Consider the following 12,990-nt stretch of genomic DNA (forward strand, 5'->3'; position numbering starts at 1 on the left):
TTAGCTTAGTCCTTAGAAATCGTATTTCACACTCACTTTGAAATTACGCGGTTCACCAGGTACCACCCATAACGCTGAATAGCTGCTAGCAACATAGTGTTCATCAAACAGATTATCAATATTCACTGCAACGCTTAGCTTGTCGGTGATATAGGCATTAGCAAATAAGCCCACCAGCTGATATGACGGCAATACAAAGCTTGGATCGACCGAATCACCTAAACGTTTATCAATATAACGCCAGTTCATGCCGATATGACCGTCAATTGATAATGCGTAAAGGTCGTGCTTTAACATTACATTGGCAGTATTTTCAGGCACGTTAACTAACGGACTGCCCTCAGGAATAAGTACGCCCCAATCAGGGTTTATCATCTCGTTTGCCGTACGTGTATTTAAGTAGGCATAAGAAAGGCTAGCTTGTAAGTCTTCGGTTAGATCTGCTGTTAGGTCAACTTCAACACCTGTGCTCTTTGCTTCCCCTAAAGTGGCTGAGAAGCCGATATTGACTGGATCTGAAGTTAGAATGTTGCTTTTCTCAGCGTCAAAAACAGCCACGCTGCCGCTAAATGGTAAATCGTCAAACCAACTACCATTAAACTTCATACCAATTTCAGTGGATTTACTCTCTTCAGGATCAAACGGATTACCGGCGTAATCAGTACCAGAGAGTGGCAAAAAGCCTTCTGAATAGGATGAGTAAAAGCTGATATTGTCAGACATTTGGTAAACCAAACCAATTTTAGGGCTCACGCGGCTGTCAGTCTGCTCTGAAAAAGTACCTTTCAGGTTTTCAGCAATACTTTGTTTATACTGATCAAATCGCGCACCTAAATGCAGCTTCCATTTATCAGTTAAATCCATTTGGTCTTGTAGATAAACGCCCCAAGCTTTTTGGGTTTCGTTATTATCGTACATCAAGCTAACTTCTGGCTGCGGACCACCATATTGTGGATTATGAATATCAATTGCATAGTCGCCTTTCTCGCCGCGATAACGATAAAGCGCAGTTTTCAATTCATAATAATAAGCGTCAGCACCCATTAAAATATTATGGGTGATAAAGCCTGTATCAAGGGTGCCACTGAGCTCAAAGCGCACAGTGTTATCAACGGACTCATAATCTCGATAACGATGCTGTCTGGTAAGCGTTGTACCGTCATCATATAAAGATTGGCGACTCTCCGATAACTCAGCGTCAGAAGAGTAGCCTTCTAGTGAAGAATCTCGGTAGTTGTAGCCAGCAACAAACACCCAATCATCGTTCAGCTGATAATCGTAAGTCAGCTGGTGACCAGAGGCTTCAACAACAGTTGGACCATCGTCTGGTTCACCAAGGTAACGAGAGCGTGGCACAGTATTAAAGTCATTGTTTAGCACCACAATACCGCGGTCAAAAAGCTGCTCCTGCTTTAAATACTCCATCTCATAAAGCAATGACGACTTATCATTAATTTGCCATCTTACTGATGGAGTAATGATCTTTTTATCGCTAAACACATGGTCACGAAAACTATCGTACTCTTGCAATGCGCCGTTGATCCTAAATGCTACGTCGTCAGTTAAACCGGTAGTAAAGTCACCTTCTATACGATACTGATCATAGCTACCAGCGCTTGCTTTTAAATAACCACTGGTTTGGTACTGAGGCTTTTTGGTCACAATATTAACGGTGCCACCTGGCTCTGAACGACCATAAACCGCTGAACCTGGGCCCTTTAAAATCTCAACATATTCAACGTTAGATAGGTCACGATGACCGCTAAAGCCTCGACCACCGTTAAAGCCATTAATTAAATAGCCTGACGGCATGTTTTCATTACCAGGGAAACCGCGTAACGAAAAACTGTCCCATAAACCGCCACCGTTATTTTGTCGGCCAATGCTCGATGAGAAATCGAGAACGTCTTGAAAGCGAGTTAAGCCAGCATCTTGAATCAAGTCTTGTTCAAGCATGGTGATAGCTTGAGGCTGTTCTTCACTGGCAATATTGCCACGATAAGCTTGCCTATATTGAATGGTAATGCGTTCAATATTTTCATCAACCTGCACATCGTTGCTGTCAGCTTGAGCTGTTTGAGATCCAGCAGCAACCGCTGAATTTAAAGTAAATAAAAGCGAGGCGGCCATGGTCAACATGGCGCACTTAGGTATAGCAAAAGTCATTTTTACTCCGCACATAGCAGCAGAATCTTGGGCTAGCCAAGAACTATTAAATACCGATCCGTATTAAAGCTAAATTTACTCTGAGCGTTTTTCGGGCAAATCAATCCAAGGTAAAGCAGCCAGAATGATTAACCATTGCCACTTTTTACCGCTGAATAATCCCAAAACGCTTTTATATAGCAAGTTATAGCAGCTCTGTACTGTGACGTTTTTAGTGACAAACGACCCAATACCAGCGCAAGCAAACACTCACCGACGAGCAAATTTTGATACTGACAGGTTATAAATATTCAGTTATAAATTGAAAAGCTATGCGATTAGCGGAGGCGCGCGACTATTGAAAAATGCGCTGAAGGGTTTGTCGTAAGATGTGACACAAACATCAACAACTGTGATGATGCCTTGTCTAACAATATCAAACTTAAAGCCAGCACTTGCCAATGCATTGTGTTGTTGGTGTTTATAAATACACAACACACAAGCTTCGGAATGATGGCTAAACTTTTTATTGAGGTGGGTAAGACCGTGGACAGAAGATGCCACAGACAAAAGCACCATCATGGCAATGAGCCATAATGCGATACTGCGTCTGGTTAGCGCCAACTTTTCCAACATAAATACCCGAAGACTAAATTAAGGCGACCGATTATAAGGCAAACGTAATCTAAAAGTAACTAGAACACAGCAGTAGTGACATCTAGTTACAAATTCAAATTATACTGATTAATAACATGTGAGAGGCATAAAACAAACAGCAACAAACTGTTTATTGAGCGTCAATTACGCCAAGACGCAATACGACTCAGCGTAATCAAAACGACAACATTTTAACGGATGAAAATGGCTATACAGCTTGGCCAGCTGCAACTCCAGAGCTCCACGCCCACTGAAAATTAAACCCGCCTAACCAACCACTTACGTCCATAACCTCGCCAATAAAGTACAAACCTGAAACGGCTTTGGCTTCCATAGTTTTTGAGGATAATTCATTAGTATCTACACCGCCTAAAGTCACTTCTGCAGTGCGGTAACCTTCGGTGCCATTCATGACTAAAGTCCAAGACTCAAGATTCAGCGCCAATTGCTCTAACTCTGCATGAACTAACTGGTTAAGCGCTTTATTCAGCAAAGGCTCTTCAAATAGCACTTCAACTAGACGCTTAGGTAACCATTGCGATAAGGCATTACGTAAGCTTTGCTTTGGGCTGGATTCAAGTGCTTGTTGTAGCTTTGCACGCACATCCTCACCCGGTAGCAAGTTAATGCTGATCGCTTCGCCCGGATTCCAATAATTAGAGATCTGCAAAATTGCAGGGCCAGATAGGCCACGATGGGTAAATAGCAATGCCTCACTAAATTGAGTACCGTCTTTAGCAGTGATAGTGCTTGGTACCGCAATGCCTGATAACGGCTCAAAGCGCTGCTTTTGATCACTGTGCCAAGTAAACGGTACTAAACCAGCATGGGTTGGCAGCACCTTTAAACCAAACTGTTCGGCAATGTGATAACCATAAGGAGATGCGCCCAGTTTTGGCATAGACAAGCCACCAGTGGCAAGCACTAACGACTCACAAGAGTAGTGTTCTTTGTCGGTTATCAGTTCAAACAAGCCATCTGCATTTTTGCTGATCTCACTAATTTCAGTACGCAGTTTAATTTGCGCGCCAGCCCACTCACACTCCGTAAGTAGCATGGTCACAATCTCTTTAGCTGAGTCATTGCAGAACAGCTGGCCATGATCACGTTCGTGATACTCGATGCCATGACGCTCAACCAATTCGATAAAGTCACTTGAACGATAGCGTGCTAAGGCAGATTTAACAAAGTGACCATTACCGCAGATAAAGTTAGCAGGCTCAACTTTCTGATTGGTGAAGTTACAACGACCACCGCCACTGATAAGAATTTTACGACCTGCTTGCTTAGCGTTATCAAGCACTAGCACATCACGGCCACGGTAACCTGCAGAGGCTGCGCACATAAGGCCTGCCGCTCCGGCTCCAATAATGATGACGTCATGATGTTTCACTCGATAACTCCTAAAAACGTAGCTAGCCTCAAAACTGGGATAAGTTTTGAGCATAAAAGGGGGCGCTATTTTAGCATTGTTATTTATACATGGAAGTATTTATACCAGCTTCGCCATGGATGGCATGAAGTGGTAGTTATACATGGAAGTATTTATACCACTATCAACATCTACGCCATGAACAACTTGAAGGGAGCCGATACATGGAAGGGTTAGATTCAACAACTCAATACCGCAAAAACAAAAAACCGAAGCTAAGCTTCGGTTTTCAATCAACTGAACAAATTGTTCAATCTAATAACAGCAAAACTATTCTGCCGACGATGTCTCAGACTTTTGCTCACGGCTGAGTAGCTCTTTAGCTGCATCAACCGGTGACTTACCTTTATACAAGACTTGGTAGACTTGCTCGGTAATCGGCATCTCTACGCCCAAACGCTTCGCTAGCGTATAGACCTCTTTAGTGTTGCGATACCCTTCAACCACTTGACCAATTTCTTGCTGCGCGGTTTCAACATCCGAGCCTTTGCCCAATGCTAAACCAAAGCGACGGTTACGCGACTGGTTATCGGTACAAGTCAGTACCAAGTCACCAAGGCCAGCCATTCCCATAAAGGTTGAGGCTTGTGCCCCCATAGCTTCACCAAGTCGAGTCAATTCAACCAGGCCGCGAGTAATTAGCGCCGTTCTTGCATTCGCACCAAAACCGATACCGTCTGACAGGCCAGCGCCTATCGCAATAACGTTTTTAACTGCGCCGCCAAGCTGTAAACCAATAAAGTCGTCATTAGCGTAAACACGCAGACGCTTAGGACTGTGCAACAGCTCAACCAAATCCTTAGTAAACTGAGGATCCGTGCCTGCAATCGAAATCGCTGTAGGCATACCGGCTGCTAGTTCTTTAGCAAATGTTGGTCCCGATAACACGGCAAGAGGAAACTCATCACCAATAGCTTCACGGGCAACATCTTGTATTAGGCGGCCAGTCTCAGGCTCTAGACCTTTAGTGGCCCACACAATACGCGAATCTTTGCGTAACAGCGGTTTTGCTTGAGTTAGCACTAATCCAAAAACATGGCTAGGCACAACAACGAGCACATTGTTAGATGCCGCTAATGCTGTTGCTAAGTCCGCTTCAGGGATCAGTAAATCTGGTAACGGAATACCTGGTAAAAACGCTTCGTTAGACTTGTCGTTTTTTAGGTTTTCTATGTGCTCGGGTTCATGGCCCCAAAGCATGGTTCTGTGGCCATTGCTCGCTAAAGAAATGGCAAGGGCGGTCCCGTAAGAGCCCGCCCCCAGTACCGTAATGTCGGCAGTGTTTTTCATGCTATTAAGCGTTAGCTTCTTCTGCTGGTGCTTCAGCTGCAGCAGCTTGACGCTGTTGAACATACTGAGCAAATAGTGCGTCAAAGTTAACTGGCGCTAGGTTAAGTTGTGGGAAAGTACCACGGCTTACTAGGCTACCAATTGCTTCACGAGCATATGGGAAAAGAACGTTAGGGCAGTATGCACCTAAAGAGTGAGCTAACTGCTGTTCAGTTAGACCTGAGATAGCGAAGATACCCGCTTGCTGAACTTCACATAGGAATGCAGTTTCTTCACCGTTCTTAGCAGTAACAGTCAAAGAAAGAACAACTTCAAATACGTCATCAGATAGTTTGTTGCTGCGAGTATCTAGATCAAGCTTAACTTCTGGGCTCCACTCTTTTTGGAAAACAGCTGGGCTGTTTGGTGTTTCAAAAGAAATATCTTTTGTGTAAACACGTTGAATGTTGAATTGTGGACCTTGTTGTTCGTTGTTTGCTACTTCAGCCATACTATCCTACCTTTAAAAAATGTTAATGAGGCTACTTCAAAAGAGCCAGTCTCAGGGCTTTGCAAGCTTGGGAGTATCCCAATTCACTGTCCCGGTTTTTGATTTATTTAGTCAACAGACGCTTTTTAGGAGGGAGTCTCTCCCTCATTTCAATGCCGGTAACCACAATAAGTTAAGCGTTAACACTCTAATCAATAACTCAACAAAAAATCAATGGCTACACTAACACTTCTATCTTTTGCTTTTTGAAACAGGCAAGTTATTTGACTGCCATTCACCCATACCACCTTTCAGGTTATTCACGTTTTCAAAACCGTGTTTTACCATCAGTTGAGCAGCTTGAGATGAAGTCATTCCAGCGTTGCATACCATTATAATGGGACTAGCTTTTGCGTTTTCAAGGGTACCAAGCTGATTATTTTTTATATCAGCTAATGGTAAATTTACCGCACCAACGATATGACCCTTCTTAAACTCTTCTTTACCGCGTACATCAACGACTTTAGCGTCTTGTTTGTTCATCATCAGAGTCGCTTCTTGATGATTAACGTTTTTAACTTTAGACACGCTAGACTTGAATACCACAACGATAAGACCAACGAATAAACCAACCCACGCAATGCTTAGCATTGGGTTTGCTTTAAAAAATTCCATATATTCTTGCATCGTTAACTGCCTACTTTTTTAGGGCCAAATATAATGAGGGCACAGAGTATACCATCGGTTACAACAGAATACCGAATGTTAGTCACGCTTGGCGCGCTTCAGTTCCTTAACAAATAACATCAACAAGCAAATTCGATAACAGCAATCTAGGTAAATGTCTTTATGCCTGACGGCAATTGGTAGTAATATTTAACCAATTCCGATTTAAAACTTATTTTTTTAAACTTAAAGGTACTACCATGACGACACGCAAACGCCCGTTGGCATTGCTGATCCTCGATGGCTGGGGTTACCGTGAAAACACACAAAAAAATGCTGTTTTTCATGCAAATACACCAGTATTAGATCAGTTAAATGCAAAATATCCAAACAGTTTAATTTCAGGTTCTGGTATCGACGTTGGTCTGCCTGATGGCCAAATGGGTAACTCAGAAGTCGGACATATCAACATCGGCTCAGGCCGTATTGTCTACCAAGAACTAACGCGTATCGGTAAATCTATCGACGATGGTGAGTTTGATAACAACACAGCACTAACATCTGCTGTAGACGCAGCGATTAAAGCCAATGGTGCAGTACATATTATGGGGCTGTTATCTCCTGGTGGGGTTCACAGCCACCAAGATCATATCGAAGCCATGTGCCGCCTTGCAGTAAAACGTGGTGCAAAAAAAGTGTATCTACACGCATTCCTAGATGGTCGTGATACGCCACCACGCAGCGCCAAACCAGGCTTAGCTCACTTTGAAGAGCTATTCAAAACCTTAGGTACTGGTCAAGTCGCATCAGTGATTGGTCGTTATTATGCAATGGACCGCGATAACCGCTGGGACCGTGTATCTCAAGCTTATGAGCTAATTAGTGAAGGCAAAAGCCTGCACCAAAGTGCTACGGCTGTTCAAGCAGTAGAAGCAGCATATAGTCGTGATGAAAATGATGAGTTTGTTGCCAGTACCGCCATCCCAGATGCACAGGGTAATGTGGCAAAACTAGCCGATAACGACGCGCTAATTTTTATGAACTTCCGTGCTGACCGCGCTCGCCAAATTACTCGTAGCTTCGTAAATGCAGACTTTGACGGTTTCGAACGTGCAGTAACACCAAAGATTAACTTTGTCATGCTGACTGAATATGCCGCTGATATCGACGCAGCAATTGCTTATCCATCAACAGACCTAGTAAACACTCTTGGCGAAACTTTACAAAACCGCGATCTCACGCAATTACGTATTTCAGAAACAGAAAAGTATGCCCACGTGACCTTTTTCTTTAATGGCGGTAAAGAAGAGCCATTTAAAGGGGAAGACCGCATACTGATCCAATCACCAAAAGTCGCGACTTACGACTTACAGCCAGAAATGAGCTCAGCAGAATTGACTGACAAGTTAGTTGCAGCCATTGAATCGACTGAATATGACGTAATCATCTGTAACTACCCAAATGGTGACATGGTCGGCCACACAGGTAACTTCGATGCAGCAGTTAAAGCCTGTGAAGCCGTAGATACTTGCATTGGTCGTGTTGTTAAAGCACTAGATAAAGTGGGTGGAGAGTGTTTAATTACTGCCGACCACGGTAATGCTGAGCAGATGACAGATGAATCAACTGGACAAGCACATACTGCGCACACTAGCGAATTAGTGCCATTAATTTACGTCGGACGTGACGCAGAGATCGAAAAAGGCGGACGTTTAAGTGATTTAGCGCCGACTATGTTAACCTTAATGGGACAACAAGTGCCTGCAGAGATGACAGGTCGCTCGATAATAAAACTCAAAGAGTAAGAGTTAACAATTGAACATTCGATTTTTTATCAAAGCCAGCATTATTGCTGGCTTTCTATCACTCCCTTTAACGGTAAATGCCAGCGATCTCGAGCGTCGCCAGTCTGAGCTGAAATCAATTCAAGCACAGATCAACAAGCAACAGTCGGCGGTGAAAAATACCAATAAACAAAGGGAACGACTGATATCTTTACTTAAAGAAGATGAAAAGGCGATTGCTCTAGCGGCGACTAAGGTTAACCGTACTAAACAAGACTTAACCGTCACAGATAAGAAAATTGCAGAACTCAACGGTAAACAAACCCAGCTGAATAAACTAAAAACTGCACAGCAAAAATCACTTTCTAATCAGTTGGCTAGCGCTTATCTAGCTGGAAATCATGACTACAGCAAGATGCTACTTAACCAGCAATCTCCTGCGAGTATCGAACGCCTACTCGCTTACTACCAGTATTTGAACAATGCCAGAATTGACTCTATAAAGCAGTTACAAACGACCCTGCTAGAGTTAGACGAAGTGCAGGTTGAGCAGCAAAACCAAAAAACACAGCTTAACAAACTCGTGATTGAACAACAGCAGCAAGCTAAAAAGCTCAATCAAGAGCAATCACAACGACAAAACACCCTAACGCAACTGCAGAGAACCTTAAATAGCAGCGGCGCAAAGCTTGAGCAACTTCAAATAGAAGAGGCTAGCCTCAAAAGAGTGGTTGAACAAGCCTTGCTTGCAATGCAAAACAATCCTTCTTATGACGGGCTATCGAGCCGCCATAAACTAAAGTGGCCAACCAAAGGACGAATAAAATCAGCCTTTGGTAGTAAACGATCCGGCCAAGTAAAATGGAAAGGCGTAACTATTTCAGCATCAGAAGGTCAAGATGTGAATGCGATAGCCAATGGCAAGGTAATTTATGCCGACTGGTTACGCGGCTTTGGTATGGTCTTAGTCGTTGATCACGGTAAAGGCTATATGAGTTTATATGGCCATGCACAGGCACTATTGAAAAGCGCTGGCGACACAGTACGCAAAGGTGAATCGATCGCTTTAGTCGGTCGTTCAGGTGGACAGACCCAGCCTGGCCTATACTTTGAAGTACGGCACAAGGGGCAAGCGGTCGATCCTGCAAGGTACTGTAAACGCTAAGACACATAACCCCTTATTATATAGGGGTTTTTATGTCTCAATTTATACGCTATTTTAGTTGTGTTACTTTCGGTCTTGTCTTAGGTTTATCACTAACTCTTGTTGGGCAAGAGCACACTCAGCAATATAAATCTCGTATAAATTATCCTGTTTTGCTCGATGTCATCGATACCGTAGAAACTTACTACGTCGACAAGATGTCTGAAGAGCAGCTTATAGAAGCGGCCATTACAGGGATCTTTAATGAGCTAGACCCATACTCTAGCTTCTTAGATAAGCAAACCTTTACTAGCATGCAAGAAACTAACAATGGTGAATACTTTGGTTTTGGGGTAGAAATTGCCACCGACAATGATCAAATTACCATTATCACTCCCTTTGCCGAGTCCCCAGCAGAAGCTGCAGGTATCAAGCCCGGTGACAGAGTTATTAAGCTCAACAATCAAGTGGTAACTGCAGATAAATTAGAAAACCTGCTCAAAGAAATTAAACAGCATAGCTTTGATAAAGAGCCTATTGAGCTTGAAATGCTACGTGCTAATTCTGAAGATCACTATACAGTAGTGTTAGCCCCGGCACTCATCGCGATTAACTCAGTACAAGCCGAAATTCTTGATAATAAGATTGGCTATATTCGCCTGACAAGTTTCCAAGAAAATACCACTCCCAAACTGGTAAAACAGTTATCAGCTTGGCAGTCAGAACAACTAACTGGCATTATCCTCGATCTGCGTAACAATCCTGGCGGCCTGCTGGATCAAGCGATTACAATTGCAGATCTTTTCCTTGATAAAGGACGCATTGTTTCTACAGAAGGGCGTTTTTTCGATGCCAATTCTGACTATTACGCTTCACCACAGATCATGGCAGCAAATATCCCAATGACAGTCCTAATTAATAAAGGATCTGCATCTGCTTCAGAAGTTCTAGCTGCCGCATTACAAGACAACGGTCGAGCTAAACTTTTAGGTCAAACAAGCTTTGGCAAGGGCACGATACAAAGCTTGATCCCAACCTTATTGGATGGAAGTGCAATTAAACTAACAATCGCCAAGTACACCACACCGAATGGAAGGGATATTCACGCGAAAGGTATTGAACCAGATATAAAAATTGCGCTTGAGGCTATATCAGATCCGGAAAGTATGCCTATAATCGATACAAATTCACTCCATGACACAGTTGAGCAAGACGAATTAGTCAACTCAGCTATTGCTTGGATTAAGGCAGAAAAATAATAACCAGTGCGCTACTTTCTTTTACTGATACTTTTATTGTTACCAAGCGCTAGTGTTTTCGCCAGCAAAATTGCCATCATCATTGACGATATTGGATACCGTCAATCAGATAAAGCAGTGCTGACCTTACCTGCAAGCATCACCCTTTCTATATTGCCGCACACTCCGCTTGGTAAGAACCTAGCAACTAAGGCTTATCAGCAAGGAAACGAAATTTTAGTCCACCTACCTATGCAAGCACTTAATGGCAAAGCAATTGGTGCAGGCGCACTAACCAATGCCATGAGCGAAAACGAGCTAAAAACACAGGTAGCCAACGCTATCAAAAGTGTTCCCCATGTGACCGGTGCAAACAACCATATGGGCAGCTTATTAACCCAATTGGATACACCTATGCGCTGGGTCATGGAGTCGCTGCGACTGCATGACATTTACTTTATAGACAGTAGAACTACGAAATATACCCAAGCAGGCATTATTGCACGTTCAGTGGGTGTACCTTCATTGAAAAGAGAAATATTTTTAGATAACGATAAATCGAAGAGTGGTTTAGAAAAGCAATTTCAACAAGCAATTACACTCGCAAAAACTAAAAAAAAAATAGTAGTGATCGCACACCCTTATCCTGAAACTATTGCGTTTTTAACAACGAATCTTTACAGGCTGGATGCAGAAAATATTCAATTAGTTCCCGCTTCAAGCTTGCTGCCACAACAGGTTGTCGTGACAGCTGCAGAGCAAAGCGAATTACTGCAAGATAGAGATAGAAAGATCTGGTAATAAAGATTTCAGTTCTTGCTTATTAACCACAATCATATCCAACGTGTATGCGTCTAAAACAGCAAGATAGGCATTTACAGCCTCTCCCAAGACACCTTTTAGCTGACAAGCAGGAGTAAGCAAGCAATAAGGCTTACTACAATCAATAGGTGCTAGCGAGTTCTCTAATGAACGTACAACTTGGCCTATATTGATTTCAGAAGCGGGTTTCGCAAGTTTAAAGCCACCACTTTTACCACGGACAGTTTGCAAGTAACCTAGTTTACCCAAGTGATGAACCACTTTAGAAATATGGTTAGCTGACAGATCAAATACTTCAGTTATCTCAGAGATACGAAATAGTGAGTTTCTCTCAGAATTTAACGCTAAATACATCAGCGTTCTTAAACCATAATCTGTATAACGAGTTAACTGCATTAATCACAATCCGTAAAATAAATATCGAGTGAAGCCTACACAATGCTTCTATTAGTTTGTTGCGGCTTCCAATGTACTAATTAGCCATAACGCTTCTGTATCTGTTTTTCCACACACATCGTCAGTTGCGGCGAATAAGCCACATACGGCTGGTCTTTCAGCTTGGCCAAACAGCTTACACAAGTTTTGTTCATTGAGCTGAATACACCTTACTCCAGCAGGTTTACCCTCAGGCATACCAGGAATTGGTGTAGTAATTGAAGGCGCAATGCAACAAGCACCACAGCCTAAACGGCAATCCATCTTAAAAACCTTTTAACATACCAACGATATTATAGCTCTATCAGCCGCTGGAGAGTTGTGCGAAGTCACATACTATACAGCAAGTGCCACATGATATTGTAGAACCGTGATCAGTGTATACAATTCAGATTGAACTTTTTGCATTGAGCTTACCTCAATCATCTCCATCTTCAATCATAAATGCCACGAAAACCATGGATGGTTGAGAGTGACCGCCTCCTTTAGCAAAGCGCTTATGTATATCACTATAATTTTTTAATCACAAACACGAAAAAGCCCTAGCACTCTTTGTTTATAAGAGTTGCTAGGGCTTATCACAACGAAAAAAGCCTCATCTTTCGATGAGGCTTTCGTCTTTATGTTGGCGGAGCGGACGGGACTCGAACCCGCGACCCCCGGCGTGACAGGCCGGTATTCTAACCAACTGAACTACCGCTCCTTTAGCAAAGTGCTTACGCATTATGCTAAATGCTTTTTAAGTCGCTAGCTTGTCAGGGCTAGGAGACTCGATTTTCAATGAAAATCTTAAATTAGCGCCTGGAAATGACCTACTCTCACATGGGGAGACCCCACACTACCATCGGCGATATTGCGTTTCACTTCTGAGTTCGGAATGGATTCAGGTGGTGCCACAACTCTATGGT

At 42.9% G+C, this 12,990-nt stretch carries 12 protein-coding genes, 1 tRNA gene and 1 rRNA gene; 4 read left to right on the forward strand and 10 right to left on the reverse strand.

The features are described from left to right. Nucleotides 1–12: 12 nt before the first annotated feature. From L2747_RS14645 to L2747_RS14670, 6 genes are all read right to left on the reverse strand, one after another. Nucleotides 13–2,166 carry a TonB-dependent siderophore receptor gene (locus L2747_RS14645; RefSeq protein ID WP_248999757.1) on the reverse strand — a complete coding sequence of 718 codons (2,154 nt, stop codon included), beginning with the start codon at nucleotides 2,164–2,166 and terminating at the stop codon, nucleotides 13–15. Nucleotides 2,167–2,475: 309 nt separating this feature from the next. Then, on the reverse strand, nucleotides 2,476–2,781 hold the full coding sequence (locus tag L2747_RS14650) for a DUF2946 domain-containing protein (protein ID WP_248999758.1): 306 nt from the start codon (nucleotides 2,779–2,781) through the stop codon (nucleotides 2,476–2,478). A 229-nt stretch (nucleotides 2,782–3,010) separates the two neighbouring features. After that, nucleotides 3,011–4,195, reverse strand: coding sequence for a BaiN/RdsA family NAD(P)/FAD-dependent oxidoreductase (locus L2747_RS14655; protein WP_248999759.1), 1,185 nt, complete (start codon nucleotides 4,193–4,195; stop codon nucleotides 3,011–3,013). 309 nt (nucleotides 4,196–4,504) lie between these two features. After that, the gene (gpsA, locus tag L2747_RS14660; protein WP_248999760.1) at nucleotides 4,505–5,524 is read right to left on the reverse strand and encodes an NAD(P)H-dependent glycerol-3-phosphate dehydrogenase; all 1,020 of its coding nucleotides are present in this window, start codon (nucleotides 5,522–5,524) and stop codon (nucleotides 4,505–4,507) included. Nucleotides 5,525–5,528: 4 nt separating this feature from the next. Further along, entirely contained in the window at nucleotides 5,529–6,014 is a 486-nt protein-coding gene (secB, locus tag L2747_RS14665; RefSeq protein ID WP_248999761.1) for a protein-export chaperone SecB, read from the reverse strand. Nucleotides 6,015–6,245: 231 nt separating this feature from the next. Continuing rightward, the gene (locus tag L2747_RS14670) at nucleotides 6,246–6,680 is read right to left on the reverse strand and encodes a rhodanese-like domain-containing protein (protein ID WP_248999762.1); all 435 of its coding nucleotides are present in this window, start codon (nucleotides 6,678–6,680) and stop codon (nucleotides 6,246–6,248) included. 239 nt (nucleotides 6,681–6,919) lie between these two features. On the opposite strand from L2747_RS14670, the gene gpmM reads away from it, so the two are divergent. Genes gpmM through L2747_RS14690 form a run of 4 tightly spaced genes read left to right on the forward strand, consistent with a single transcriptional unit; the run spans nucleotide 6,920 to nucleotide 11,626 of the window. Next, complete coding sequence (gene gpmM / locus L2747_RS14675; RefSeq protein WP_248999763.1) at nucleotides 6,920–8,464, forward strand: 2,3-bisphosphoglycerate-independent phosphoglycerate mutase; 1,545 nt, start codon at nucleotides 6,920–6,922, stop codon at nucleotides 8,462–8,464. Nucleotides 8,465–8,474: 10 nt separating this feature from the next. Beyond that, complete coding sequence (locus L2747_RS14680; protein WP_248999764.1) at nucleotides 8,475–9,608, forward strand: murein hydrolase activator EnvC family protein; 1,134 nt, start codon at nucleotides 8,475–8,477, stop codon at nucleotides 9,606–9,608. Between the two features lie 32 nt (nucleotides 9,609–9,640). Further along, complete coding sequence (locus L2747_RS14685; protein ID WP_248999765.1) at nucleotides 9,641–10,846, forward strand: S41 family peptidase; 1,206 nt, start codon at nucleotides 9,641–9,643, stop codon at nucleotides 10,844–10,846. A gap of 6 nt (nucleotides 10,847–10,852) precedes the next feature. Beyond that, nucleotides 10,853–11,626 carry a divergent polysaccharide deacetylase family protein gene (locus tag L2747_RS14690; RefSeq protein ID WP_428848522.1) on the forward strand — a complete coding sequence of 258 codons (774 nt, stop codon included), beginning with the start codon at nucleotides 10,853–10,855 and terminating at the stop codon, nucleotides 11,624–11,626. Here the strand turns inward: L2747_RS14690 and L2747_RS14695 are convergent. The 4 genes from L2747_RS14695 to rrf form a co-directional block, all read right to left on the reverse strand. Next, nucleotides 11,594–12,043 (reverse strand): Rrf2 family transcriptional regulator, encoded by a 450-nt coding sequence (locus L2747_RS14695; RefSeq protein WP_248999767.1) that lies wholly within the window; start codon nucleotides 12,041–12,043, stop codon nucleotides 11,594–11,596. The two genes, L2747_RS14690 and L2747_RS14695, sit on opposite strands and share 33 nt — an antisense overlap. Nucleotides 12,044–12,094: 51 nt before the next feature. Beyond that, nucleotides 12,095–12,346: a YkgJ family cysteine cluster protein gene (locus L2747_RS14700; protein WP_248999768.1), complete on the reverse strand. Its 252-nt coding sequence runs from the start codon at nucleotides 12,344–12,346 to the stop codon at nucleotides 12,095–12,097. Between the two features lie 362 nt (nucleotides 12,347–12,708). Then, nucleotides 12,709–12,785, reverse strand: a tRNA-Asp gene (locus tag L2747_RS14705). A 96-nt stretch (nucleotides 12,786–12,881) separates the two neighbouring features. Beyond that, a 5S ribosomal RNA gene (rrf, locus tag L2747_RS14710) occupies nucleotides 12,882–12,990 on the reverse strand; the annotation flags it as partial.

Source organism: Shewanella marinintestina, from assembly GCF_023283845.1.
In the GTDB taxonomy this organism is placed as follows: domain Bacteria; phylum Pseudomonadota; class Gammaproteobacteria; order Enterobacterales; family Shewanellaceae; genus Shewanella; species Shewanella marinintestina.